The organism is Streptomyces sp. NPDC039609 (assembly GCF_055596705.1).
In genome coordinates, this window is the sequence record NZ_JBVIUJ010000008.1 from 80,652 (window position 1) to 106,554 (window position 25,903).

A 25,903-nucleotide genomic window follows, 5' to 3' on the forward strand; every position below is an offset into this window, starting at 1 on the left:
GTACGTACGTTCGCATGACGCCCTTGCCCACCGTCCCGACGGTCCCCACCGCAACCTATCGGCTCCAACTCCAGCCGGAGTTCCCCTTCTCGGCAGCCGAGCGGGCTGTCCCGTACCTCGCCGGCCTCGGGGTGTCCCACCTCCACCTCTCCCCCGTCCTGGAGGCCGTGCCCGGCTCCACGCACGGCTACGACGTGACCGACCACCGCACGATCCGGCGGGAGCTGGGCGGTGAGGAGGGGCTGCGGGCGCTCGCGGCGACCGCCAGGGCCCACGGCCTCGGCCTGGTCGTGGATCTGGTGCCCAATCACATGGCGGCATCGCCCGCGCACAACCACGCGCTGCACGCGGTGCTCCGCGAGGGCCCGGACTCGGCGTACGCCCGCTGGTTCGACATCGACTGGGAGGCGGGTGACGGGCGGGTCCTGCTGCCCGTTCTGCCGGAACGGCTGCCGGACATTCGGGAGCGGATGCGGATCTCCGACGGCGCGCTGCATCTGGACGGGCAGGTGTTCCCGCTCCGTGCGGGGACCGAGGGGCTTCCGCTGCCCGAGCTGCTCGACGCCCAGTGGTACCGCCTGGCCTGGTGGCGTCTGGCCCGAACCGAGCTCAACTACCGCCGCTTCTTCACCATTTCGGAGCTGATCGGGGTACGGGTCGAGGATCCCGAGGTGTTCGGCGACACCCACGGAAAGATCGTGGAGCTGGTACGGGACGGGGTCATCGAGGGGCTGCGGATCGACCATCCGGACGGGCTCGCCGACCCGGAGGGCTATCTGGAGCGGCTGCACGAGGCGACGGGCGGCCGGTGCTGGACGGTGGTGGAGAAGATCCTCACCGGTACGGAGCCGCTGCCACCGGCCTGGCCCGTGGCGGGGACCACCGGCTACGACGCCCTGCGGTACGTGGACGGGGTCTTCGTGGACGCGGCGGGCGCCGACGAACTCCTCGACGTGTACCGGCAGTTCGCCGGACGGGCCGGAGACCGGGGTGGAATCTGGGAGGCGACGGCGCGCCGCGCCGCCTACAAGGTCGTGACGCACGAGCTGTCCGCGGAGACGACTGCCCTGACCCGGATCGCGGGCCGGATCTGCGCCGCCGATCCGGAGCTACGGGATCACGCGCCGTGGGCGCTGCGGACCGCGATCCGTGAACTCCTGGTCCGTGTCCCGGTGTACCGCACGTACCGGGCCGGCGGGGAGGCGGTTCTCACCCCGGACGCGGCGCGCGGGGCGAAGGCGGCCTTCGCCGTGCCGGAGGAGGCCGCGGCCGTCGACACCGTACGGGATCTGGCGCTCGGGCGGCTGGGCGACGGTCCCGAACACGTGGCGTTCCGTGCGAGGTTCGCGCAGACGTCCTCCGCGCTGCGGGCCAAGTCCGTGGAGGACACGGCCTTCTACCGCTACACCCCGCTGCTGTCGGCGAACGAGGTGGGCGGCGACCCCGGCCGTCCCGCCGTCGCGCCGGAGGAATTCCACGCGTACTGCCTGCGGCTGGCCCGGGACTGGCCCGCCACCGGAACGGTGCTGACCACGCACGACACCAAGCGCAGCGCGGACGTCCGGGCGGGGATCGCGGTTCTCTCCCAATGCCCGTCGGTATGGGCCGCGTTGCTGGAGGAGGTGGCCGGGGTTCCGGCGCCCGATCCGCATCTGGCGTGGACGGCGTGGCAGACCGCGTTCGGCTTCGGCACCCCCGATACGGACCGGCTCGGTCCCGCGGTGCTGAAGTCCGTACGGGAGGCAGGTCTGCACACCAGCTGGACGGAGCCCGATCCGGTGTACGAGCGGGCCGTGACCGACTTCGTGGCGGCGGGGCCCGGCCGGATTCCGCTGCGGGCGGCGTCGGAGGCGGCGTTCGCCCTGGAGCCCCACATCCGGACGCAGATGCTGGGCGCGACGCTCGTGCAGCTGACGATGCCGGGTGTGCCGGAGCTCTACCAGGGGACGGAACGGGAGTACCGGGCGCTGGTCGACCCGGACAACCGACAGCCGTTCGCGATCGGGCCGGACGACGACAAGACGGTGCTGGTCAGGGCGGCGCTGCGGCTACGGCGGCGGCATCCGGAACTCTTCGGTGCGGCGGGAGACTACATGCCGCTCCCCGCGTCCGGCGCCGCGGCGCCGCACTGCCTGGCCTTCGCCCGAGGCGAGGGCGCCACGCCGGAGGTGGTCACGGCCGTCACCCGACTCCCCCTACGCCTCGCGGAGGCGGGCGGCTGGCAGGACACGGAGCTGACCTTGCCACCGGGCCCGTGGCTCGACCTTCTGGACGGCGTACGGGAGTTCCCGGGCGGCCCGGTGAGGCTCACCGAACTGTTCGTCGAACGCCCGGTGGCACTGCTGAGCCGCAGGCGGCCGTGAACCCCCGGTTCGGCGGGGAGCAGGGCGCCAACGGTTCTGCGGGGTCGGCGCCCCCGCCGGTGGCGGGCGCCCATGCCGCCGGGGCGGTGCCCCCTCCCCCCGTCGCGGGGACCGTTCCGCCGGGGCGGCGCCCCGGGTTGTGCGCATTCGTCCCGCCGGGCCGACACTCACCCTCACGACCTCACCCCCCCCACCCCGTTGTGGGCATGCGTTCCGCTGGGCCGGAACGGGTGGGCACAACGGAACGGCGACCTTGCCGGGCCCAGGCTCCCGGTCCGTACGGTGCGCACAGGTGCGGCGCCGTGGTCGGGTTGTGCCCACCTGCGGAACGGGTGCCCACAACCGGTGGGGCGGCGGTTGAGGGTGGGCCCCGCCCTGTGGAACGCGTGCCCAGAACCCGGTGGGGCGGGCGTTGAGGGTGGGCACCGCCCTGTGGAATGCCTGCCCAGAACACGGTGGGGCGGGCGTTGAGGGTGGGCACCGCCCTGCGGAACGCCTGCCCACAGCTCGACGGAGCCGGGGTTGAGGGGTGGGCGCCGCCCCGCCGAAGGGGTGGCCGCAACCCACGGGCCAGGTGAAGGGGGATCCGGCCCGCGGAACGGACCGATCGTGCCCCTAGCCCCCCGGCCGTACCAGGAGGTTCCGTGGGGCTCGGGTGATCACGCCCGTGCGTTCGGGGCGGAAGCCCTCCGCCAGGCGGAGGCGGGGCATCGCGTGGAACAGGGCCCGCAGCGCGTACTCGGCTTCCAGGCCCGCGAGGAGGACCGCGGGGCAGGCGCCTCTTCCGTAGGTGAGTTGGTCGGGGTCGTCGCGCAGCGGGTCGTAGCGGTCGGGGTCGCGGAAGCGCTCCGGGTCGCGGCTCGCGGACCCGATCAGCAGGGCGACGGGCTCCCCCGCCGGGATCGTGCCGCCGCTCACCCGTACCTCGGCGCCGGTGCGCCGGACGGCGATCTGCACGGGCGGGTCGCGGCGCAGCGACTCCGTCCAGGCACGGGCGATCTGCCCGGCCGGGGCGTCCAGGAGTGCCATCGCGTGCTCCCGGTCGACGAGCACGTTGGCGAGAAAGTTGGCGAGTGCCTTCTCCCGTACCGCGATCTGGCCCGTGCACTGACCGGCGAGCGCGGAGGCGGCGCGGCCTCGGACCAGTCGCATCATGTCCCGGTACGGCACTCCGACGGCGGCGGCGACGGTGCCGGAGGGCAGCCAGTGGCAGAAGTCCGCGACCAGGTCGGCCTGGCGGCGTTCGGCGATACGGCGGGCGAGGACGAAGGCGGTGCGGGCGGTGACGCTCCGGAGCTCGCCCTCGTCGACGTCGACGTGGCTCTGCGCACACGGCGGGTCTCCGGGCCGGTGGCCGTGCGTGAAGCGGGCGTCGGTGAGGGCACCGGCGACATCGGCGTACCGGCTGAGCACCCAGGCCCGCAGCAGCGGGTCGTAGGTGAGCGGGAACTCCTCCCGCAGCACCCGGTGGACGCGGTGCGGGTCCCGGCCGGCACCGGGATCGAGGGGGCTGGGCGCGACGGTCCGGCTCGGCGACCGCTCGGCGACGAAGGGCGCGTCCGCCCGGACGCGCGCGGCCCCGGGGCCGTTCGCCCATACGCGCGGGACCTGCGCGGGCTCCATGCGCGGCACGGCCGCCCAGCCGTCCGGCCGTATGCCCGAGTTCGACTCGTCGTTCATCGTGCCCCCTGTCGGAACACCTGTCGGAACACCGTGAGTGCGTCTCCCCACCCCACCATCGGGTGGGAGCCGGCGCAGCCTGCAAACCGCCGAACGGGTGACGCTGACGCGCCTCGGCGTGCGCGAGAGCGCCCCCGGAGCGGCTCGCCGACTCCGCGGCGGTGGCCGTGCCGGCCGCGCAGGCCAGCCGCCCAGCCGGCCCGGGCCGGCTGGGCACTCGGCGTGACATCCGACTGGTCGGGAGGCGTTCAGGATTCCGGCCGGTCGGGACGGAACAGACGTCAGGGCGTTCGGAACGGGCTCCGACATCCGGGCGTCCCGATCGGGCCCCGCCACCGGGCGTCCCGAACGGGTTCCACCATCCGGCCGATCAGGACAAGTCCAGACGTCAGCGCGTTCAGAGCGCGTTCCGACATCCGGCCGGTCAGGACAAGTCCAGACGTCCGGGCGTTCCGGCCGGTGTCAGACACCCGGCCCGAACAGCCGGACGCCCGACACCGGACACCCGGCCGGCCGGCCCGCTCCTCAGGCCTGCACCGGCGCCGCCGGTGCAACCGGCGCCTGCACGCGCGCCGGGCGGGCGGCCGTCGCCGGGCGTCGCGGCCACCAGACACGCTCGCCCAGGAGGGCCATCGCCGACGGGAGGATGATCGCGCGCAGCACGATCGCGTCGAAGAGGACGGCGACCGTCAGACCCACCGCGATCTGCTTCATCTCGATGCGGTCGATGAACAGGAAGCTGACGAAGACCGACACCATGATCACCGCGGCGCTCGTCACCACACTCGCCGAACCGGCGATGCCGTCCACCACCGCACGCCGCGTCGGCACCCCGCGTCCCACGGCCTCCCGGATCCGGCTGACCACGAAGATCTGATAGTCCGTGGAGAGCCCCACGAGGATCGCGAGCACCAGCAGGGGCGTACGGGAGCCGACGAACCCCAGCGACTCGAAGCCGAGCAACCCCTCCGCCCAGGTCCCCTGGAAGACCAGCGTGAGTACGCCCCAAGCCACCAGCACCGACGCCAGGTTGAGCAGCGTGCCGAGCACCGCCATCACGACCGAGCGGAACGCGGCGTACATGATCGCCAGGGTGGCGAGGGCGACGAAGAGAATCACCCAGGGCAGCCGCTCCCGCTGATGCGCCGCGTAGTCCGCGCCGGCCGCGATCTCGCCGGACACGGCCCACTGCAGCCCCGGCTCTCCCTCGACGGCCGCCGGCAGCAGTTGCCCGCGCACCTTCTCCAGGGAGTGCCCCGCCTCGGGCGAGTTCGCGGCGTACGGGACGGGCAGGGCCAGCAGCGCCGTGCGCCCGTCCTCGGCCGTCCGTACCACCGGCGCCCGGTCCTGCGCGAAGAGCGCGTCGCCGCGTGTGGCCGCGGCCATCTTCCGAAGCGGCGCGGCCGGGTCCTCGCCCCGTACGAGGACGAGATGCGCGGGCCCCTCGGAGGGGAAGGCCGTCACGAGCCGGTCGTACGCGGCGACGGCCGGGATGCTGTCCGGGAAGGTCTCCTTGCCCTCGGTGCCGAGCTTCATGCCCAGTGCGGGCGCGGCGAGCGCGACGGTGGCGACGAGACCGGCGATCAGAGCGACCAGCGGGCGGCGTACGACGGGCCGCAGCAGCCTGGCCCACAGGCGCCCCTCGCCACCCTCGCCGCCCGCGCGGCGTCGCCGGGAGAGCCGGCGGCCGTCCATCCGGTGGCCGAGCTCGGCCAGCAGAGCGGGCAGCACGGTGAGCGAGCCGCCAACGGCCACCAGCGTGACGAGGATCGCCCCGGTGGCGATCGAGGAGAAGATCACGTCGCCGACGAGGTACAGAGCGGCGAGGGAGAGCGCGACGGCGAGACCGGAGTCGACGACGGCCCGTCCCGAGGTCGCGGCGGCCAGTTCGACGGCCCGGGCGTGGGAGATCGTGCCGCCGGAGCGCTCGCGCTCCTCCCGGGCCCGCTTGAGGTAGAAGAGCGAGTAGTCGACGCCGACGGCCATGCCCATCATGAAGATCACGCTGAGCGCCGCGCCGCCCGCGTCCGGGAAGACCCAGGAGGCGAGCCCGTACAGGCCGACCGAGCCCGCGAAGGCGAAGACGGCGAGCAGGACGGGGATGCCGGCGGCGAGGACCGCGCCGAAGACCACGAAGAGGATCAGAAAGGTGACCGGGAGACTGATCATCTCGGTCCGCTGGAGGTCCTGGCCCTGCTTGTCGTTGACGGCCACGGAGATGGAGGCGCTGCCCGTCTGCTCGATCCGCAGGTCCGGGTGCGCCTGCTGGACGGCGGCGGTCTGTGCGAGGAGCGCGTCGACGTCCTTCTTCGCGGTCTCCCGGTCCCCGCGCAGGGTGACGGCGATCCGCAGGGCGGCGCCGTCGCGGGTGGCGACCGGTTCGCCAACCGACTCGACGGCGGGCAGGCCGTCCATCCGGCGGCGGATCTCGCCCGCGGCTGCCTCGGGTTCCTCCCCGGCGGTCCGGGCCGTGCGCTCGATCAGGACCTGCTCGACGGGCGGCGGGGTCAGCCCGCTGCCGGAGGCCATGGCCTCGGCCCGTCCGGCCTCGCCGATCCAGAAGTCGGCGAACGAGCCCTTGTTCGTGCCGACCGCCGCCCCCGCACCGATGCACAGCGCGAGGAGGAGCACCCAGCCGGAGATGGCCTTCCACGGGTGCGTGGCACACCACTGGGCCGTTCGGACGGTGACCGGGGCTCTTCCCTGGGGCTGCTGACCTGTTGTTCCCATGCCCTCAGCCTCCCGTCGGAGGCGTCACCGGGTCACTGGTGGACTCCGGTGTCCCGATGGGGGGGTTACCCCCACCCGTACGGGAAATCCCCTACAGCTCACGGCCGTTGAGCGATGCTGAGCATCGGACTTCACCGGTACCGGACCGCCGACTGCCGACCACCGACCGCTCAGCGGCACCGGGCCGCCGCCCTCCCAGCGATACTGGACCGCCGCCCTCTCAGCGGTACCAGGTCCCGCCGTTCAGCGGACCGACAGCCGGAACGACATCTGCCCGAACGCCACCATGTCGCCCGCCCGCACGGCCACGGCGCCCGTGACCCGGCGGCCGTTGACGCTCGTACCGTTGGTCGATCCGAGGTCGCGCAGGACCCACATCCCGCCCTGCAGGGAGAGTTCGGCGTGCAGCCTGGAGACCGTCTCGTGGCTCAGCCGCAGTCCGTTCGCCGGGTCGCGGCCGATCCTCAGTGGGTACGGCCCCGGTTCGGGCAGCAACAGCTTCGGCAGCCGCTCGGCGTGCCAGGCGCGGCCGAGCTTGGCCGTGAACGCGGACATCTTCTCGACCGCGCCCACCACCCGCCGTGTCCAGCCGGACTCGGTCTGCAGATCGGCGGTGAGCAGGGCCAGTTCGTCCGGCCGGCGCGCGACGAGGGCGCGCTCCATCCGGAACAGGAAGGTGTCGTGCGAGAGCCTGCCCTGCGCGGCACCCTCACGGAGCAGCACCAGCGCACGGTCCCGCTCGGCGTCGGTGAGCCGCGCGGAGTGCGTGGAGAACTCGAAAGGCGTCGTCACACCGTGATTGTCGGTCCGAGGGGCCTGACGTGTCCAGAACGGGGCTCGTCACAGGACTGTCCGGGCGTGAGCGGCCTCGCGGACCCCGCGATTCCGCCTACCGGCTCGCGAGATCTCGGAGCGCCCGTTGCCGAGCCCGGTTCGGGGGCGAAGAGGTCGAGGCCTCGGCACGAGGGTGCGGGACGCGCTCACCGTGCAGGCTCAGCTCGCCTCGGGCGGGCAAGGCCACGCTCCCGACCGACAACTGACACCGGAAGAAGCCCGACCGTCGTCACCAAGATCGCTGATACGGTCTGCGCACTCGACTCCCTGGGGGATACGACGTGAACGCGTCCTCGAACAGCACGGCCGACGGCCTGATACTGCGCCCGCTCTCCGGGCCCGAGGAGCTGGCCCTGTTCCGCCGGCTCAGCTACGTCCTCGACCACGAACTCGAGGACGACCTCGCCACCGGCCGCCGCACGCCCGCGTGGATGTGGGTCGCCCTGCGCGGCGACCGCGTGCTGGCCAGGCTCTCCTGGTGGACGAAGAAGGAGGGCGGCGAGCCGCTCCTCCTCGACTTCTTCGACCTCGACCCCGAGCTGCCCGAGCAGGAGCGCGCCGAGATCGGCCTGCGACTCCTGGAGACGGCGACCGCCGCGGTCGTACCGGCGGGCACGGCCCGCCCCGAGTTCAACCGGTTCATGCCGCCGGACTGGCGCGAAGTACCGGAGACCCGCGCCGGGCTGGAGACGCTCTTCGGCGTCCTGGAGGCCTCCGGGGCCCGCCCACTGGTCGAGCGGCTCCGCCTGGAATGGCGCCCCGGCACCCCTCTGCCGGAGCCGAAGGGCCGTCTGGAGTTCCGCCCGGTGCGCGATCGCGAGGACCTCGTCGCGCTGATGACCCCGGTCATGGAGGGCACGCTCGACGCGCACGGCCAAGCCGACCTCGGGTCCGGCATGTCGACCCGCGAGGCGGCGGAGCAGCACTACGACGACGAGTTCGCGCACTACGCCTCGCCCCGGGAGTGGTGGCAGGTCGCGCAGCTGCCGGAGACCGGCGAGCCGGTCGGTTTCGTCGTGCCCGCCCGGAACAACTACAACCACACCATCGCCTACATCGGTGTGCTCCCCACACACCGCGGCAAGGGCTACATCGACGATGTCCTCGCCGAGGGCACCCGCATCCTGGCCGGTCAGGACGTGCCCCGCATCCGTGCCGCGACCGACCTGGGCAACGTACCGATGGCGAAGGCCTTCGCCCGCGCGGGCTATGTGAACGTCGAGCGGCAGATCGACTTCGTGTGGGACACGCCGGGCGCGGCCCGGTCCTGACTGCCAGGATGGACGCCGTAGTCGCTGTCGCTGTTGCCGTGGCGTGCCGTCCGTCGACGAGGGGATCCGACCGGTGCTGTTCGAGGTGTGGGCCCCGCAGGCCCGTGACCGGGTGACGCTGGAGCTGAACGGCACCGGGCAGCCCCTGGAGCGGGACGCCGAGCGGGCCGGCTGGTGGACCGGGGTCGCGACGGCCGAGGACGGCGACCGTTACGGCTTCTCCCTGGACGGCGGCCCGGTACTGCCCGACCCCCGGTCCCGCCGCCAGCCGGACGGACCGGACGGGCTCAGCGCGGTCGTCGACCACTCCGCGTACGTCTGGTTCAACGAGTCGCCGCGGCTGCGGCTGCGCGCCGCGGTCCTGTACGAGCTGCACATCGGTACCTTCACCCCCGACGGGACCCTGGACGCGGCCGCCGAACGGCTCGGGGAGCTGGCGGGGCTCGGCATCACCCATGTGGAGCTGATGCCGCTCTGTCCTTTCCCCGGGGTTCGCGGCTGGGGGTACGACGGCGTCGCGCCGTGGGCGGTCCACGAGCCGTACGGCGGGCCGACGGCGCTGAAGCGCTTCGTCGACACGGCGCACGGCCTGGGGATGGGGGTGGTCCTGGACGTCGTGCACAACCATCTCGGCCCGTCGGGGAACCATCTGCCGTCCTTCGGCCCGTACTTCACCGACACGCATCACACGCCGTGGGGCGCGGCGGTGAACCTGGACGCGGCGGGCTCGGACGAGGTCCGCGCGTATCTGCGGGACAGCGCGCTCGCCTGGCTCCAGGACTACCGGATCGACGGACTCCGGCTGGACGCCGTGCATGCCCTGGTGGACGACCGGGCGCTGACGTTCCTGGAGGAGCTGTCGGAGGCGGTGGACGAGCTGGCGCGGGAGCAGGGCCGCCAGCACTTCCTGATCGCCGAGTCCGACCTCGCCGATCCCCGGACGACGACCCCGCGCGTCTCGGGCGGTCTCGGCATCCACGCCCAATGGAACGACGACTTCCACCACGCCCTGCACACCACGCTGACCGGCGAGTCCCAGGGCTACTACGCCGACTTCGCGCGGGCCCCGCTGGCCGCGCTCGCCAAGACGCTGACCCACGTCTTCTTCCACGACGGTACGTACTCGAGCTTCCGGGGCCGCCGCCACGGACGGCCGGTGGACCGGGTCCGTACCCCCGCTCACCGCTTCCTGGGGTACGCCCAGACGCACGACCAGATCGGGAACCGGGCGCTGGGCGACCGGCTCTCCGCGACCCTCTCCCCCGGCCTGCTCGCCTGCGCGGCGACGCTCGTCCTGACCGGGCCCTCGGTCCCGATGCTTTTCATGGGCGAGGAGTGGGGCGCGAAGACGCCCTGGCAGTACTTCACCGACCACACGGACCCGGAGCTTGCGGAGGCGGTACGGCGCGGCAGGCGGCGGGAGTTCGCGGAGCACGGCTGGGCGGAGGAGGACATCCCCGACCCCCAGGAGCCCACGACCCGGGACCGCTCCGTCCTGGACCGCGCGGAGCGCGAACGCGCCCCGCACAACCGGCTCCTCGCCTGGCACCGCGAGCTGATCGCGCTGCGCCGCACCCTGCCGGACCTCACCGACCCGGACCTGGCCGCGGTCCGGGTCGCGTACGACGAGGAGGCCCGCTGGCTGGCGTTCCGTCGCGGGGTGCTGCGGGTCGCGGTCAACCTGGGCAAGGAACCGGTGGAGATCCCGCTCGGCACGAACGGCCGCGACCGCGTCCTCGCCGCCTGGGAGCCGGTCGACGCCCCGGGCTCGGACGGCCTGCTGCGGCTGCCGGCGGAGTGCGCGGTGGTCCTGACGGACGGGTGAGCCGGGGCGATGGTGAGCCCGGGCGGGTCCTGAGCCGGGGCGGGTGGTGAGCCGGGCGTGGCGGAGGCCTGAGCCACGAGGACATCGACCGGCCCTTCGACGGTCAGATCCGGATCACGGGCGACGCGATGCGGGGGACGGCGCAGGACATCTCCGAGGACTTCGCCGAGGACCACCCGGGGGCCGCGCTCCCCTGCGACGAGAGCGGCACGCGCACGACCTGATCACTCCACGATCGCCATCTCGTGCGGCGTGTTGTTGAAGCGGCGGCCGCCGCCGGCACCGCCCCGGCCGTCCTCCGTCGCCGTGACGATGTCCTCGATGCGGACGCCGAAGCGGCCCGGGAGATAGACGCCGGGCTCGATCGAGAAGCACATGCCCGGCACGATCGGCCGCTCCTCGCCCTCGATCATGTACGGGGGTTCGTGGGTGGTGACACCGATGCCGTGGCCGGTGCGGTGGATGAAATACTCGCCGTAGCCCGCGTCCGTGATCACCTTGCGGGCCGCCCGGTCGACGTCCTGGCAGGCCACGCCGGGGCGGACGGCCTCGAAGCCGGCCTGCTGGGCCTCCCGCACCAGGTCGTGGACGCGCTGCTCCTCGGCCGTCGGCTCGCCGACATGGACGGTACGGGTGGTGTCGGAGCCGTAACCGTGCTTGAGGCCGCCGAAGTCGAGGACGACCATGTCGCCGCGCTGGATGAGCCGGTCCCCCGCCTCGTGGTGCGGGTTCGCGCCGTTGGGGCCGGAGCCGACGACGGTGAAGTCGACCTGGGAGTGGCCGAACCGCATGAGCAGCGCGGCGAGGTCGGCCGCGACCTCGGTCTCCCGCCGGCCCGCGAACCGGACCTTCAGGATCTCGCTGTACGCCTGGTCGGCGGCGGCGCCCGCGGCCGCGATCCGCTCCAGTTCACGCGCGTCCTTGACCGCCCGCAGCATCGGCAGGGCCTCCGTCAAGGAGACGTACGAGGTGCCGGGCAGCTCCTTCTGCAGCCCGAGGAGGTGCATCGCCCAGGCGTTGTCGCTGATGCCGATGGAGGCACCTCCCACGCCCTCATGGCTGTGGGGGAATCCTTCGACGTCGAGGAGGGGTGCGGTGACCGTGTACGGGTCCTTGCCGTCGGTCCAGTCCCGCAGCGTGAGCGCGCCGGCGCCCGGGGCCTTCTCCGCGTCCGGGGCCTCCAGGGTCGGTACGACGAGGACCGGGTCCCGGCCGGGCACGATGACGAGAACGGTGAGCCGTTCGGTGATCGCGGTCGGCCGATAGCCGGTCAGGTAGACCAGGTCCGGGCCGGGCGCGACCAGGACGCCGGCGAGTCCGGCGTCGGCCGCCGACGCGGCGGCGCGCGCCATCCGGGCGCGGTAGTCCTCGGCGGTGAAAGGGGCGGGCGTACGGGACTCGGGCGTACTCGACATGGAGTCATCCTGCCCGTCGGGCCCCCGGGACGCGACCGCTCAGCGCCGGTCCGGTCCCGGCCCCTGGGCGATGAGGCGTTCGAGCAGCTCGTGGAATTCCTCGCCGACGACGATCCGCAGCTCCCCGCCGTCCTCGTCATGGTCGCTGAGCTGGGTGAGCGTGCCGCCGCGCCACCAGAAGACGTACGGGCTGATGGCACCGGGGGTGTCCTCGTAGCCGGAGGCGGCGAACGAGGCCATCGCACCGAGCGCGGGCACGATCGTGGTGTCGCGGATCGGGTGGAAGGCGAGTTGGTGACGGAACGGCATCGCCACCAGGGCCCCGTGCTCGCCGAGCGACTGCCCGGTGACGCGCCGTACGACCGTGTCCAGATCCAGGACGCGGCTCGCGGTGTAGAAGGAGTCGCCGAGGATCACCTCGAAGCACATGCCGTCGGCGTCGCGTACCGTCTCGTGGCCCTCGACGGGCAGCCCCCGCAGGTTGGCGAGCGCCCGGTCGCGCAACCGGTCGACGTCGCCGAGCGGTTCGATGGCCTCGTCGGTGAGCATCATGACGCTCTCCGGCAGGTCGAGGGCAAGGATCTCGTACAGTCCGGGCGCGACGCTCCGTGCGTAGCCGAAGGTCCCCGGGTCGATGCCGTCGCCGCTGACCACGCGGGGGTAGAGCTGGGCGCGGATCTGCTCGGGCGGGAGGGTGTCGAGCGCGGAGGGGCCGTCCATGGTGCGCAGCACGAGGCCGACATGGCGGCGGATGAGCGCGGGCCAGGCGCGCGGTCCACGCCGGTCGTTGTGGCAGACGGCGGCGAGGTTGCCGAGGCCGAACCTGCGGCCGTCGGCGTCGCTCACCAGGTCGGCGTAGAGGGTGACTTCGAGGCCGAGTTCGGCGAAGGCCTCGCGGACCCGACTGCGGAAGAGGGCGGCCTCGCGCTGGGAGAAGTACGAGAACTCGGGGTCTCTGGGTGCGTCGTCACCGTCGCGCTTGGGTCCTCGCCGGAACAACCCCACGTCCGCCCGCCTTCCGTCGCCTGGGGAACAGCCTAGGGGGTGTGTCGAGTAGATCAGGTGGGGAGTCGCCAAGTCGACTCCCCGACCAGGAAGGCTGCCAATTCGGCGGCCGGGGGGCCGGGTTCGACGCCGGTGTGGAGGAGTTCGGTGCGGTGCACGAGGCGGGGCGCGCTCAGTGGTACGGCGACGGCGCCGGCGATCGCTCCGGCGAGGGAGACGGGCAGCAGCGTCAGGCCGTGGCCGGCGGCGGCCAGCGCGACGAGGGTGCGGGTGTCGGCGCCTTCGTAGCGCAGGGCGGTGCGGAAGCCGTGGCCGGCGGGCCCGCCGTGCGCGGCGCGCAGTCCGTCGAGCGGGATACCGGCGTCGGGGGCGTCCAGCCAGCGCGCGTCGACGAGGTCCGCGAGGCGCAGTCCGGGGCGGCCGGCGAGCGGATGGCCGGAGGGCAGGACCACGGCGAGCGGTTCCTCGGAGACACGCACGGCGGTGAGCGGGGCGACGTCGGGGAGCCGCAACGGGTCGCTGGGCGAGGCGAGTCCGTCGACCAGACCGAGATCGGCGGCTCCGGTCGCGACGGCGGCCGGCACCTCGTCGCGGGGCAGGGTGCGCAGGGTGACGCCGCAGGCGGGGAGCGCGTCGAGCGTCCGGGGGTGCAGGGCGAGCAGGGCGACGGCGAGGGTCAGCGTCTCGCGGGGCGCGGCGGCGAAGCGGGCGAGGTCGGCGCGGGCGGCGTCGAGCCGGAGGAGGAGGGATCCGGCGTGTTCGAGCAGGCGCTCGCCCGCGGGGGTGGGGACGACGGGGCGGCGGCCGAGCAGCGGCATGCCGAGGTCGTTCTCCAGGGCGGCGATGTGCTGGGAGACGGCGGACTGGGTGTAGCCGAGGTCGCGGGCGGCCTCGGAGAAGGAGGCGAGCCGGACGACGGTGACGTATGTACGCAGGAGGTGCGGATCCATGGTCATAAGTGTTCACGATGGAGAGTGCAGGAATCATCGTTGGACGTGAACATGGGCGGGCGAGCAGCATGGTCGGCATGACGCAGACATCCCGTATCGCCCTGGTCGGCGACCGTTCCCCGCATGTGAAGTCCCATGTCCGCATCCCTGTGTTGCTGGAGGCGCTGGCCGAGCGCGACGGCCTCGTGCTCGACGCGTACTGGATCCCGACCGGGGATGCGGAGGCGCCCGGCGCGGTGAAGGGCTTCGACGCGGTGTGGGTGCTGCCGGGGAGCCCGTATGCGAGCGAGGCGGGCGCGCTGGCGGCGATCCGCACGGCGCGGGAGGACGGGATTCCGTTCCTCGGCACGTGCGGCGGCTTCCAGCACGCGCTGCTCGAGTTCGCCCGTGACGTCTGCGGCCTGAGCGGCGCGGCGCACGCCGAGAACGACCCGGCGGCGGCCGGCGACGACCTGCTGATCGCGCCGCTCGCCTGCTCCCTGGTCGGCCATGAGGGGGCGGTGCGGGTGACGCCGGGCTCGCTCGCGGAGTCGGTGCTCGGCGCCGAGCGGACGACGGAGCGGTACCACTGCAACTACGGCCCGGACGGCCGCCGTCTGGACACCTTGCGGGCCCATGGCCTGCGCTTCACGGGCGAGGACGACGAGGGCCAGGTCCGGATCGCGGAGTTGCCCGGGCACCCGTTCTTCCTGGCGACGCTGTTCCAGCCGGAACTGGCGGGCGACGGCTCGCGCCCGCACCCGATCGTCCGGGCGCTGGCGCGGGCGGCGACGGAGCGGGCGCGCTAGGTGTATTGCCCTGTGAGGTTGGGGACGCGGCTTGCGGGTGGTTTGCCTGCGAGTGCGGTGTGTCCGCGGTGGTGATTGCAGGAGTGGAGCCAGCCGGGGAACGCTTCGCGGCGTTCGATGTCTGACCGGTAGGGGCGGGCGTAGGCCCATTCGTCGAGCAGGGTGCGGTTGAAGCGTTCGACCTTGCCGTTGGCCTGGGGCCGGTAGGGCCGGGTTCGTTTGTGGGTGATCCCGGCCGCCGCCAGGCTGTCGCGCCAGTCGCGTGAGCGGTAGCAGGAGCCGTTGTCGGTCAGAACCCGTTCGACGGTGATCCCAGCGCCGGTGAAGAAGGCGTGGGCCCGTTGCCAGAAGGCGGTGGCGGTCTCCTTCTTCTCGTCCGCGTGGATCTCGCTGTAGGCGAGGCGGGAGTGGTCGTCGACGGCGGTGTGCAGGTAGCTGTAGCCGGCGTTCCTGCGGGTCTTGCAGCCCGCTTGCCGGCCCAGGACCTTGTGTCCGCCGCCGTCGGGGATGTTGCCGGGAATCGGATCGCCATCAACGGGGTTGGTGGGGGATGAACCGTTATTGGAGGGTCATGCGAGCGATTCAGGTGTACGAAGTGGGCGGTCCCGAGGTGCTGCAGGAGGCCGAGGTGGACCAGCCGCGGCCGGGTCCGGGCGAGGCGGTCGTGGAGATCGCCGCATCCGGGGTCAACTTCCTCGACGTCTACCACCGCGAAGGCCGGTACAGCCTCCCGCTGCCCTTCACCCCGGGCGCTGAGGGCGCCGGCACGGTCGTCGAAGTGGGACCCGGCGTCGCTGACGTCGCAGTCGGGGACCGGGTCGGTTGGGTGGAGATTCCCGGCACGTATGCCGAGCGGGCCGTCGTGGACTCCTCCCGGCTGGTGCCGCTGCCCGACGATATCGGCTTCGAGACAGCCGCCGCCGCGCTCCTCCAAGGCATGACCGCGCACTATCTCGTCAAGGACGCCTACCCGGTTCAGGGGGGCGACACGGTGCTCGTGCATGCGGCTGCTGGTGGCATGGGGCTGCTTTTGACCCAGCTCATCACCCATCTCGGCGGCAGGGTGATCGGCACGACGTCGACCACGGCGAAGGCCGAGCTGGCGAAGCGTGCCGGGGCCGCTGAGGTGATCCTTTCCTCCGCAGTCGACGATCTCGCAGCCGAGGTGAGGCGGCTCAACGGCGGTCAGGGACTGCCGGTTGTCTTCGACGGCGTCGGCGCGCACACCTTCGATGCGAGCCTCGCCAGCCTGCGAACCCGCGGCCATCTCGTGCTCTTCGGCGCGGCAAGTGGTGCCGTGCCTCCGTTTGATCCGATGCGGCTCGCCCACGGTTCGCTGACCCTGATCCGACCCAGCCTCGGGCACTTCATCGCCGATCGGTCCGAACTGCTCCGACGGGCCGCCGATGTGTTCGAGTGGGTGCGCTCCAAGGCGCTTGAGGTCACCGTAACGGGCCGCTACGCATTGTCCGAGGCCGCCCAGGCCCACAGCGATCTGGAGGCTCGGCGTACCACCGGCAAGCTGCTCGTCGTACCCGATGCGGCCGCTATTGGACGCCGCGAGGAGACGCAGAGCTGATCGCGGGTGACGAGGTCGGGGATCTTGGAGACTGAGATGTCGAGGGCATGGCCGACCGTCATCGCCAAGATCCCCGACAGCGTCAGGCACTCAGCAGGACAAGATCAAGTTCTGGCGTATCTGGGTCACACCCCTTCAAGATCCCTCAGCCGAGACCTGGCTCACCCGTCCACAACCTCCCGGGACAGAACAGCTAGGGCGGCGGCGCCGTCCTGTGGGCGGGCCCCGGACCTCAGGGGCAGGGGCCCGGACGGCGCCGTCACACATGCGGACCTCCCTCGCCTAGACGGCGTCGCGGCCGAGTTCGTGGCGGTCGACGGCTTCGCGTACGGCGTCGACGAAACCGTTCCAGAAGTGGGCCTCGTCGGCGGAGCCCTTGCCGGCGGTCGCCCTGCGGTCGACGGCGCTGCCGAAGGTGCCGAACATCGCCTTGCGCAGCTCGGTGGAGATCTCGAGCTGGGCGCCGGCCCCGCTGCTCGTGCGGTTGACGATGTTCGCCGGGTCGTCGCCGTTCAGCGGGGAGTTGACGCCCGCGACGACCACCTGCACGTCCAGCCGGGGATCGCTGTTCCCGGTGGTGATCCCGTGTGCGGCGAAGGCGGATGCCAGGTTGCGCATCAGCCGCTGGTCACGGCCGCCGATGAGGATCTGCTTGGCCGGGCCCGTCTCGGGGGCGAAGCCGTGCAGGGAGACGGCGTACAGGTTGCTGCCGCAGACGGCCAGGGCGGCCGGGTCGTCGCAGTGGGTCGAGGTGACGTGCAGGTCGCTGGAGGAGGCCAGCCCCTCGAACATCCAGTAGTCGCGCTGCGGCGCTCCGGGCACGGCCGCGGGGGCGGTTCCGGCGCCGGTGAGCGTGTAGCCGGCGATGGCGAGGCACAGCTCACTGGTGCCCGCCTCGATGCCGCCGCCGTGCGGCGCGATGATCGCCGTACTGCGGACGGGCTCGCTCGTTCCGCTCGCGTTGTCGAACAGTTCCGCCGGGGCGCCGCGACGGAAGCGGCGCATCCAGTGGACGCCCTCCTGGTAGGTGCCGCTGCTGTACAGAGCCGTGTTCGAGGGGAACTCGGCGGCGGAGGTGGCCGCGGCGGCGGTACTGCCGTTCCCCGCGAGGTCGTTGAGCAGGGGGAGACCGGCGGCCGCGGCCGCCATGGAGGTCAGGATGGTGCGGCGACTGGTGGTGTTCATGCGGCGATCATGTCCGATGGGCGGGGGATGGCTCCCGAGGGGGTCAGTTCATGCGTACGACGAGGTGGGCGCGGTGCCGGCCGCGGGCGACGAGCCGGGCGTTGGACTCGTCGGAGTCCTGGACCCAGCGCTCGGCGTGGGCGCGGTCCTTGCCGAAGCGGACATGGCGTTCGACGAGCCGGGGCACGCGGCGGCGGTCGTCGAGTTCCAGGTACCAGGCCTCGTCGAGGAGCGGCAGGACGGTGGCCCAGGGGCCCTCGTCGTGGAGCAGGTAGTTGCCCTCGGTGACCACGAGCGGGACGTCGGGGGCGACCGGTATCGCGGCGGCGACGGGCTCCTCCAGGGCCCGGTCGAAGGCGGGGGCGTAGACGGTGGTGCCGGGCTCGGGGGCCCGCAGGCGGGCGAGGAGCGCGGTGTACCCGGCGGCGTCGAAGGTGTCGGGCGCGCCCTTGCGCTGCTCGCGCCCGAGCCGCTCCAGCTCCCGTTGGGCGAGATGGAAACCGTCCATCGGCACGAGGGCGGCGAGCCCGTCGAGCCGGGCGACGAGCCGGGCCGCGAGCGTGGACTTCCCGGCTCCCGGGGCCCCGGCCAGCCCCAGGATCCGCCGCCGGCCGGGAACGGCGAGCAGCCGTGCGCGGGCGGTGAGCTCGGTGAGCGACTGGGCGTCCATGGGGTGCATTCTCGCACCGTGTGGCGCCCCCGAAGTCATACGTATAACCTGGGCGTATGTCCTCCATCGCTCTCGTCGCCCTCGTCGTCCGTGACTACGACGAGGCCATCGCCTTCTACACCGACGCCCTCGGCTTCGACCTCGTCGAGGACACGGATCGCGGCGACGGCTCCCGCTGGGTTGTCGTCCGCCCCGCGGGCGGCCCCGCCGGTACCGGCCTGCTGCTCGCCCGCGCGAAGGGCGCCGCCCAGGAGTCCGCCGTCGGCGCCCAGACGGGCGGCCGCGTCGGATTCTTCCTGCACACGGACGACTTCGCCCGCGACCACGCCCGGATGACCGCGGCCGGCGTCCGCTTCCTGGAGACCCCCCGCCACGAACCGTACGGCTCGGTCGCGGTCTTCGAGGACCTCTACGGCAACCGCTGGGACCTGCTGCAACCGGCGTCCTGAACCGTGCGCGGGCGGCCGCACCGTCCGCGCGGACCGGTTCCACTGCCTGCTCCGACGGAGCCGCGCCGCCCCGGACAACTCCGGAGCGGCGCGCTCATGGCCCGCGACGATCAGCGTCTGGACCACCACGACCGGCCGGCCTGGGCCGATCGGATGTCGGTCACGTTCGCGAGGCCGCCCCAGTCCGACGGCCGGCTGTGGGGCTCCACCCGCTTCAGGTGGGCCCGCCAGGGGCCGTCCGCCATCTCCAGCTGCACGAGGACCGGGCCCTCGGGCAGCGGTACGGTCTCGCGCCGCTTGCCGATCTCGTTGACCACGTTCTCGTCCGTGGGCAAGCACGTGTGGTCGTCGTGCCCCGCCAGCTCAAAGAGGTTGACGATGAGGTTGTCGTCCCCTCGGTAGTGGATGGCGAGGTCGGCCGTGCCCGCGGTGTGCAGCAGGACGTCGGGGCCCCGGCGCTCCACCTGCTCCTCCGTCAGACGCGTCGCCGCCGCCAGCGGCAGCACCTGGACCTGCCAGGGGCCCTCCGCCTTCAATCGCAGCCGAAGCCGACCGTTCTCGGGGACCTGGGTGAGTACGCGGCCCTGGAAGTCCTCTTCGGTGCTGTTGACGAGGGTGTCCCCCTCCTTGTTGAACCGGGTGAGCGGCCACAGTCCGGTGTAGCCGTCGCCCCGGACGGCGAGATCGACCACGACCGGCCCCGGCGGGAGCCCCTCCACGGTGATCACGTCGTTGTCCCGACCGGTCTGCGTGTACGGCTCGAAGTCCGCGCCGAACGTCCAGGCCCTCGCGTCCGCCGCCGGAGGAGCCGGTACGGGATGCGGCGGAAGCGGCTCGGGCACCGGAGCCTGGGCGGCCGGAACCTGGAACGGAACCGAGGCCGGATGGGGAGCCGGGGCAGGCGCCTGCGCCGGCGGGGCCGGAGGCTGGAACGGCACCGGGGCGGACGCCGCCGGAGCCGGAGGCTGAAACGGCACCGGCGCGGGCGCCACCGGAGCCGGGGCCGGAGCCGGAGGCTGGAACGCCACCGGCGCCGGTGCGGGCGCCGCCGGGATCGGGACCTGGAACGGCGCCGGAGGCTGGAAGGCAACCGGGGCAGGCGCCGGTGGGGCCGGGGCGTTCCGCGCCACGTCCACCCCGTGGTCCGTCACCAAACCGGCGAGGCCGTTCAGGTAACCCTGGCCCACCGCACGGAACTTCCATCCCCCGGCCCGCCGGTACAGCTCCGCGAGGACCATCGCGGTCTCACCACCCGCGTCGGTCACGTCGTACCGCGCGACCGACGTGCCGTCCGGCGCGAAGGCCTCCACGGACAGCCCGTGCACGTCCCGCATCGCATCGCTCTCCGTCGACCCGACCACGAGGACGCGGACGACCTCCTCCTCGACCGCGGTGAGGGCCGTCTCCAGCCACGACGTGCCGTTCTCCTCCCCGAGCAGCCGTACAGCGCCCGACGGATGGACCGGAGCGCCGTGGAACACGATGTCCCCGTCCCCCCGGACCCGACCCGTCTCCGTCAGGAGCAGCGCCGCGACATCCACCCCGTTCCGTACCGCGATCCGTAGCGGCACCGTCGGAACGAAGGCATTGCCTCCCTTGATCATTTCCCCTCCCCGAAATCGATCACTCATGGATCTTCCGATCACCCGGGCCCGTGCGACAAGGCTGTCGTACCGCCTTGTTAGGGTGACGCGAGCGACGAGAGGCGGGGGCCATGACGATCGACGCCCACTTGAAGGTGGCCGAGGACGATCTCACTCGGCTGGCCGACGACTTGGACGAGATGCAGCGTCATCTCGACGGTCAGGTACGGCGGATGGACGGCATCGTCGACCGTATCGAAGCCGGCTGGAAGGGCGATACGGGGAAGGCGTACCGCGCCCTGCACCGGGGTGCGGCCGAGGATGCCGTGCGCATCCGGGAGATCCTCGTCGTCCTCGAGGAAGCCGTGCGGATGAGCCGCGACGGATTCACCGAGCAGGAGCTCGAAAACCTGCGGCGTCTCCAGCGCATGGAGAGTTCGGTGGACGTGGCGCTCGAGGCCGAGCAACTCCAGTCACCCACCCCGGCCCCGACGCCGCGCAGCAGCATTCTCGACATCTGAGCGGGGGCTCCCATGTCCGATGACCACATAGGCGTCGACTTCGGCACACTCCGAGATCTGGCCTCGGAGCTGGAGGACATTCTCAAGCAACTCAACATCAAGCTCGAAGCCCTCTACGCACGGACCGAGAAGGTCGTGCTGAGCTGGGACGGCGAGGCCCGCGAGGCGTTCATCGACGAACTCGACCGCTGGGACCGCCAGATGCAGGACCTCCAGGCCGCCCAGCGCTGGCTGCACGAGGTGGTGACGACCGGTCAGGCGAACTACGGTGCCGCCCACCGGGCCGTCCTCCACGGCTGGGGGGCCGCCTGATGGGTACGCCTCCCGCACCCGCCCAGAACGGTGGGTTCGACGTCACGCCCCGGCAGTTGAACGAGGTGGCGGGCACCGTGGTCATCCAGCAGGGGCTGCTGGACAAGGCCGCGAAGGACTTCATCTACGAGCTCGTGGAGTACATGGACTGCGGCGGCTACGGAGCCTCCGCCGAGGCCGTCTCCACCGCCTACGTCAAGGTGGGCAACAAGTTCCTCGACACCTGGGCGCGGGCCGTCGCCGGCGTCGGGGGTGTCGCGACCGGTTTCGTCACCACCGCCAACAACTACTCCCGGGCCGAGGCCGCCAGCCACCCCTCGGGCTCCGGCCAGCCTGTGCAGTTCCCGCTGCCGAAGGTCATCGACAAGCCCCCGACGTATCAGCGGATCGTCGACCTGAAGTGGGGTGACATGGATGACTACAGCAGCGGCTTCATCTCCTGGGTCCTGGAGGGGGTACCGGACTTCGCTCTGGACATCCTGCGCACCCTGCTGAACAAGGTGTACCGGTTCGGCGAGGTCGCCGACATCCTCCCCCTCCCGGACTACCTCGAGATCGACAAGATCGCGCTCGCCTGGCTGGAGCCCGGCTTCACCCTCCACCAGGTGGAGCCGGCGCTGTCGGGATCCATCGGCTCCATCTCCGACCCGAACAACGGCGAGTGGCAGGCGGCCATGCGCCAGTTCACCAGTTCGCTGTGGGGCACCACGGCGTGGGGAACCTCGACGGCCGGTTACGAGTGGAAGCACGACACGGCCGGAGGACAGGGCACCGGCAGCCATCCGGTGCTGAGCGTCCTGTTCGACACGACCCAGGAAGTCAGCCAGGCCATGCGGGCCTTCGCCGAGGCCGCCTCGACGATGCGCTCCGAGGTGTGGCGGATCTACAAGAAGGCCGTGTGGGACGCGCTGCCCCACATCAAGGACGGCCTCGGCATGGACGATCTCAAGAAGATCGGCAAGGGCCTGCTGTCCATGGGCAGGAGCCTGGGCATCGGCATCTCGCTGGAGATCGACACCGCCGCGCTGAACCGTGCGGTGTCGAAGTACGAGGGCGAGCTGCTCGGCGTGGAGGCGCGGCTCAACAAGCTGCTGCCCGCCCTCGACGAGGCGTACCGCGCCGTCCCCACGTACCAGTCCGAGCAGGCCCGGGCCCAGGCGTTCGGCGCGCGTTCACTCAACGACTTCAAGCCGGTGCACCGCTATGCCGTGCCCGGGCAGGACCCCGACGACATCTACTACCCGATGGACCTGGCGAGTCAGGAGGGCCTGTACGACAGCCATCCCATCGACAAACACGTCGGCATGACCGACGACCAGCTGAGAATGCGGCTGCGTGACCAGCCGGGGGCGCCGGCGGCCTCCTCCTTCACCGACCTCGCCTCGGCCCAGCGCTACACGCAGGCGGTCATCAGCAACGACGCCAACGAGAACAAGATCGCAAATTGGATCGATCGCGTCGAAAAGCGGATGGAGAGAAACCCGAACTTCGACCCGAACAGGTCGGAACTTCAGCCGCCGCTCTATCTGGAATTCCCTGGGGAGACCGTCGGCCGGAGCGTCTCGCGCGACGACTACACTAACGACGGCATGAACGCCAAGGCCGAGGACAGGAGCTGGGCCCAGGTGCGGGTGATCTACAAGAAGGATCTCGATCCGCCGTTCATCGTGCTGACCGCCATGCCGCACGAGGGACCGTGAGAGAGGTACGAGACATGCAGTCACCCCCTGTGTCACTTTTCTCGGACGGTCCGGCGCTCCGCCTTCTCGACCTCGCCGTCGCCGCGCAGGAGTCGGGCGGGAAGCTCTCCCTGGACGACGAGGTCAGACGGTACGTCCGCGTGGTCACGGAGGACTGGATCGCGAACTGGAACTGCCCTGTGTACACGGCGTGCGGCGTCCTGGAGCTCGCCGCCGACTCGGTCGACCGAGCGGGTACGCTCGAACCCTTTCCGCCCGCATTCCGGGAGAAGGCCGCGCGGGCGGCCGGGGACATGGATCCCGCCGAGTATCTGCGCACACTGGCCGAACTGGTCCGCATTCTGCACCGCGAAGGCGTTCCCGAATATGAGGAACTCCCGATGGCCGGCTGGGAATTCCTGCAGACCTTTCCCCATCTGTTCGGATTCGACGCCATTCTCATGGACGAGGGCGGCCCGTTCACGGACAGTGTCCTGTCTTTCCTGACCGGTGAGCATCCTTACTGCCATCAGCGGGCCGCCGCCTTCACGGCGGAGGCCCAGCGGGCCCTCGCCCTCTTCCCCGGCGAGGACGCGCTCCGGGCGCGCCTGTCCTGGGCCACCCGCGACCGGCTCCGCGAGCTCATCGACACCATCGACGACCACATGCAACGAGAGCACTCATGACCGCCGACACCGTCCGCCGGAACCGCGCCGCGACCTACCCCGACCGGGAGACCGCCCAATGGGCCACCCAGCAGGTCGTCACCCGTAACGAGCAGGTGATCCACCGCTGGCTGGCGCAGTCGACACGGCAGCGGCTCACGATCGAGGCTTCCTGGCCCTCGCGTCCCGAGCCGGTCGGGCGCGTGCTGCTGGACGCGATGATGCTGGCCGGACGGGACGCCGTGGAGGTGCGGGCCGCCCGGGTCACGCTGAAGCGGAGCGACGCGAGTCCGCACGGTTTCACCGTGCACACCACCTTCCCGATCTACCTCTAGAGGCTTCCTGTGTCCCTCAAGCCACTCGAACACGACCGAAGGTACGGCGAGCTGGATCAAGTCGTCCGTGCCCACCTGGGATGCACCGCCGACAGCGAGGAAGCCCTGGAGGCCTATCTCCGGCACTGCTGGCGGACCCGGCCCTGGGTGATCGCGGCCGCCGAGCACCAACTGCGCGAGTACGCCCAGAACCCTCCGGGGCGGCTGCGGCTGCGGCTCGGCGAGTTCTATCCCGTACCTGACGTCGGGCTGCCGGACACGGAGATCCAGGACTGGCTGCTGCGCCTGGCCGACCGGTTGCGGGAGAGCGTGGAGACGGGCATGGCTCCGCCGCCGAAGACTCCGCAGACCCACTGGGAGTGGCACGCGCGCTTCCCCGAGCTGGGCCAGTTCCTCGGGGGCTGGTTCTCCCAGGACATGCCCGACGAGTTCGGCGACCACGACGCCGCGGTCCAGGACTACGCCGACGGCACCGACCCCGGCCTGGTCGCCCAGCTCGCGGGCGAGCTGCACGACCTGCTCTCCCTGCCACTCGACGAGTCGGACTACGCGGTCGCCGTCGCCGAACTGGGCATGGAGGTCGATCCCCCGGAACCGCTGGGCCCCGGGGCCTGGCTGGCCGAGCTCGCCGAGCGGCTGCGCTGAGGGCCGGCGGCGCCGCGAAACCCCGCCGCGCGCACCGCACCGCATCACACCGCATCGAGCGGCCATCGCATCATCACCCTCGCCGCCCACACCGCCCCGTACCGGACCGCCCCGGTGCGGGGCGGTCCGGCTGGACTCCCCCTCTTCCCCTTCTCCGGAACGAGCGCACGCCACCATGGCCTTCACCCGACATCTGCGGTCCGCCGCGCCCCCCACCGCCGTAGCGGCCGGCTTTCTCGCCATGCTCATCGGCGTCACCAGCTCCGTGGCCGTCGTGTTCACCGCCGCCAAAGCCGCGGGGGCCACCTCCGCGCAGCTCACCTCATGGGTCTTCGCGCTGGGCATAGGCATGGGCGTCACCTGTATCGCCCTCTCCCTGCGCTACCGCGCGCCGATCGTGACGGCCTGGTCGACGCCGGGTGCCGCTCTGCTCGCCACCGGGCTGCAGGGGGTGACGATGGCGCAGGCCGTCGGGGCGTTCCTGCTCTCCGGCGTGCTGATCGTCATCAGTGGGGTCACCGGGTGGTTCGAGCGGATCATGAACCGGATTCCGGTCCCGCTCGCCTCCGCGCTGCTCGCCGGGGTACTCCTCCAGTTCGGCACCGAACTGTTCACGCAGATGGAGCGGAACGGACTGATCGCCGTCCCCATGTTCCTGGCGTACCTCGTGGGCCGGCGGTGGTTCCCCCGGTACGCGGTCGTCGTCGCGCTCGTCGCCGGGATCGCGGCGACCGCGTGGCAGGGGGCCTGGAAGCTGGACGGATTCGAGCTCGCCCTGGCCGAACCGTCCTTCGTACGCCCCGAGTTCAGCTGGCAGGTGCTCGTCGGGGTCGGTCTGCCGCTCTTCGCGGTGACGATGGCCTCGCAGAACCTGCCGGGGGTGACCGTCCTGCGCAACGCCGGCTATTCGACGCCGATCTCGCCCCTCCTCACCTGGACGGGTGCGGTCAACACCGTCCTCGCGCCCTTCGGTTGCTTCGGCCTGAACCTGGCCGCGATCACGGCGGCGATCTGCAGCGGCGAGGCCGCCCACCCCGACCCGCGCAAGCGCTGGGTCGCGGGTGTCTGGGCGGGTGTCTTCTATCTGCTGGTCGGCCTCTTCGGCGGAACGGTCGGCTGGCTCCTCACCGCGATGCCGCCGGCCCTGGTCCTGGGCATCGCGGGCATCGGTCTTCTCGGCACCATCGGCAGCTCGCTCACCTCGGCGCTGCTGGACGACCGCCTCCGCGAGCCGGCCGTGGTGACGCTGCTCGCCACCGCGTCCGGTCTCACGCTCTTCGGTATCGGTTCGACGTTCTGGGGTCTGCTGGCGGGCGTCCTGACACTCGCGGTGGGCGACCTCGCCCGCCGCAGGTCCGGGAAGCAGGCGGACCAGGAGCCGCGCCCCGCCACCCCCGAGGAGGTGAGGAGCCACTGAGC

General features: G+C 72.0%; 22 protein-coding genes and 1 pseudogene. 13 read left to right on the forward strand and 10 right to left on the reverse strand.

Annotated elements, in window-relative coordinates:
* The first annotated feature begins 14 nt into the window (after nt 1-14).
* On the forward strand, nt 15-2,363 hold the full coding sequence (gene treY / locus ACZ561_RS24325; protein WP_470998776.1) for a malto-oligosyltrehalose synthase: 2,349 nt from the start codon (nt 15-17) through the stop codon (nt 2,361-2,363).
* Nucleotides 2,364-2,978: 615 nt separating this feature from the next.
* Here the strand turns inward: treY and ACZ561_RS24330 are convergent.
* The 3 genes from ACZ561_RS24330 to ACZ561_RS24340 all read right to left on the reverse strand — a co-directional run bounded on the left by ACZ561_RS24330 (nt 2,979) and on the right by ACZ561_RS24340 (nt 7,565).
* Nucleotides 2,979-4,043, reverse strand: a complete 1,065-nt coding sequence (locus ACZ561_RS24330; protein ID WP_470998778.1) for a cytochrome P450 — start codon at nt 4,041-4,043, stop codon at nt 2,979-2,981.
* Between the two features lie 525 nt (nt 4,044-4,568).
* Nucleotides 4,569-6,773 (reverse strand): MMPL family transporter, encoded by a 2,205-nt coding sequence (locus ACZ561_RS24335; RefSeq protein ID WP_470998780.1) that lies wholly within the window; start codon nt 6,771-6,773, stop codon nt 4,569-4,571.
* Between the two features lie 243 nt (nt 6,774-7,016).
* The gene (locus ACZ561_RS24340; protein WP_383551321.1) at nt 7,017-7,565 is read right to left on the reverse strand and encodes an FHA domain-containing protein; all 549 of its coding nucleotides are present in this window, start codon (nt 7,563-7,565) and stop codon (nt 7,017-7,019) included.
* A 323-nt stretch (nt 7,566-7,888) separates the two neighbouring features.
* On the opposite strand from ACZ561_RS24340, the gene ACZ561_RS24345 reads away from it, so the two are divergent.
* Nucleotides 7,889-8,878: a GNAT family N-acetyltransferase gene (locus ACZ561_RS24345; RefSeq protein ID WP_470998782.1), complete on the forward strand. Its 990-nt coding sequence runs from the start codon at nt 7,889-7,891 to the stop codon at nt 8,876-8,878.
* 73 nt (nt 8,879-8,951) lie between these two features.
* Nucleotides 8,952-10,703, forward strand: a complete 1,752-nt coding sequence (gene treZ, locus ACZ561_RS24350) for a malto-oligosyltrehalose trehalohydrolase (protein WP_470998784.1) — start codon at nt 8,952-8,954, stop codon at nt 10,701-10,703.
* 224 nt (nt 10,704-10,927) lie between these two features.
* Here treZ and ACZ561_RS24355 read toward each other — a convergent pair whose 3' ends face one another.
* The 3 genes from ACZ561_RS24355 to ACZ561_RS24365 are packed head-to-tail and all read right to left on the reverse strand — an operon-like array spanning nt 10,928 to nt 14,073.
* Nucleotides 10,928-12,118, reverse strand: a complete 1,191-nt coding sequence (locus tag ACZ561_RS24355; protein WP_470998786.1) for a M24 family metallopeptidase — start codon at nt 12,116-12,118, stop codon at nt 10,928-10,930.
* A gap of 39 nt (nt 12,119-12,157) precedes the next feature.
* Nucleotides 12,158-13,123: a DUF1444 domain-containing protein gene (locus tag ACZ561_RS24360; RefSeq protein ID WP_470998788.1), complete on the reverse strand. Its 966-nt coding sequence runs from the start codon at nt 13,121-13,123 to the stop codon at nt 12,158-12,160.
* A 53-nt stretch (nt 13,124-13,176) separates the two neighbouring features.
* Entirely contained in the window at nt 13,177-14,073 is an 897-nt protein-coding gene (locus ACZ561_RS24365) for a LysR family transcriptional regulator (RefSeq protein WP_470998789.1), read from the reverse strand.
* A 77-nt stretch (nt 14,074-14,150) separates the two neighbouring features.
* Between ACZ561_RS24365 and ACZ561_RS24370 the strand changes: the two genes are divergently transcribed.
* Nucleotides 14,151-14,861 (forward strand): CTP synthase C-terminal region-related (seleno)protein, encoded by a 711-nt coding sequence (locus ACZ561_RS24370; protein ID WP_470998791.1) that lies wholly within the window; start codon nt 14,151-14,153, stop codon nt 14,859-14,861.
* Here the strand turns inward: ACZ561_RS24370 and ACZ561_RS24375 are convergent.
* Nucleotides 14,858-15,376: pseudogene (locus ACZ561_RS24375) on the reverse strand (DDE-type integrase/transposase/recombinase); the annotation flags it as partial. The gene ACZ561_RS24370 and the pseudogene ACZ561_RS24375 sit on opposite strands and share 4 nt — an antisense overlap.
* 56 nt (nt 15,377-15,432) lie before the next feature.
* Here ACZ561_RS24375 and ACZ561_RS24380 point away from each other — a divergent pair.
* Complete coding sequence (locus tag ACZ561_RS24380) at nt 15,433-16,440, forward strand: quinone oxidoreductase family protein (protein WP_470998793.1); 1,008 nt, start codon at nt 15,433-15,435, stop codon at nt 16,438-16,440.
* A gap of 282 nt (nt 16,441-16,722) precedes the next feature.
* Here ACZ561_RS24380 and ACZ561_RS24385 read toward each other — a convergent pair whose 3' ends face one another.
* Both ACZ561_RS24385 and ACZ561_RS24390 read right to left on the reverse strand, forming a co-directional pair.
* Nucleotides 16,723-17,625 (reverse strand): poly-gamma-glutamate hydrolase family protein, encoded by a 903-nt coding sequence (locus tag ACZ561_RS24385; protein ID WP_470998795.1) that lies wholly within the window; start codon nt 17,623-17,625, stop codon nt 16,723-16,725.
* 43 nt (nt 17,626-17,668) lie between these two features.
* Complete coding sequence (locus ACZ561_RS24390; protein ID WP_470998797.1) at nt 17,669-18,304, reverse strand: nucleoside/nucleotide kinase family protein; 636 nt, start codon at nt 18,302-18,304, stop codon at nt 17,669-17,671.
* A 47-nt stretch (nt 18,305-18,351) separates the two neighbouring features.
* Between ACZ561_RS24390 and ACZ561_RS24395 the strand changes: the two genes are divergently transcribed.
* Nucleotides 18,352-18,744: a VOC family protein gene (locus ACZ561_RS24395; protein ID WP_470998799.1), complete on the forward strand. Its 393-nt coding sequence runs from the start codon at nt 18,352-18,354 to the stop codon at nt 18,742-18,744.
* A gap of 110 nt (nt 18,745-18,854) precedes the next feature.
* On the opposite strand, the gene ACZ561_RS24400 is transcribed toward ACZ561_RS24395, so the two are convergent.
* Entirely contained in the window at nt 18,855-20,348 is a 1,494-nt protein-coding gene (locus ACZ561_RS24400) for a TerD family protein (protein ID WP_470998801.1), read from the reverse strand.
* A gap of 110 nt (nt 20,349-20,458) precedes the next feature.
* Here ACZ561_RS24400 and ACZ561_RS24405 point away from each other — a divergent pair, with 110 nt between their 5' ends.
* The 7 genes from ACZ561_RS24405 to ACZ561_RS24435 all read left to right on the forward strand — a co-directional run bounded on the left by ACZ561_RS24405 (nt 20,459) and on the right by ACZ561_RS24435 (nt 25,901).
* Nucleotides 20,459-20,848 (forward strand): WXG100 family type VII secretion target, encoded by a 390-nt coding sequence (locus tag ACZ561_RS24405; protein ID WP_470998803.1) that lies wholly within the window; start codon nt 20,459-20,461, stop codon nt 20,846-20,848.
* 12 nt (nt 20,849-20,860) lie between these two features.
* Complete coding sequence (locus tag ACZ561_RS24410; RefSeq protein WP_376444202.1) at nt 20,861-21,160, forward strand: WXG100 family type VII secretion target; 300 nt, start codon at nt 20,861-20,863, stop codon at nt 21,158-21,160.
* Nucleotides 21,160-22,860, forward strand: a complete 1,701-nt coding sequence (locus ACZ561_RS24415; protein WP_470998805.1) for an RNase A-like domain-containing protein — start codon at nt 21,160-21,162, stop codon at nt 22,858-22,860. The genes ACZ561_RS24410 and ACZ561_RS24415 overlap by 1 nt, the downstream gene beginning before the upstream one ends.
* Nucleotides 22,861-22,874: 14 nt before the next feature.
* Nucleotides 22,875-23,525, forward strand: coding sequence for a hypothetical protein (locus ACZ561_RS24420; RefSeq protein WP_470998807.1), 651 nt, complete (start codon nt 22,875-22,877; stop codon nt 23,523-23,525).
* Complete coding sequence (locus ACZ561_RS24425; protein WP_376444209.1) at nt 23,522-23,839, forward strand: RNase A-like domain-containing protein; 318 nt, start codon at nt 23,522-23,524, stop codon at nt 23,837-23,839. The genes ACZ561_RS24420 and ACZ561_RS24425 overlap by 4 nt, the downstream gene beginning before the upstream one ends.
* Before the next feature lie 9 nt (nt 23,840-23,848).
* Nucleotides 23,849-24,484, forward strand: a complete 636-nt coding sequence (locus ACZ561_RS24430) for a contact-dependent growth inhibition system immunity protein (protein ID WP_470998809.1) — start codon at nt 23,849-23,851, stop codon at nt 24,482-24,484.
* A 175-nt stretch (nt 24,485-24,659) separates the two neighbouring features.
* Complete coding sequence (locus ACZ561_RS24435; protein WP_470998811.1) at nt 24,660-25,901, forward strand: benzoate/H(+) symporter BenE family transporter; 1,242 nt, start codon at nt 24,660-24,662, stop codon at nt 25,899-25,901.
* Nucleotides 25,902-25,903 lie beyond the last annotated feature (2 nt).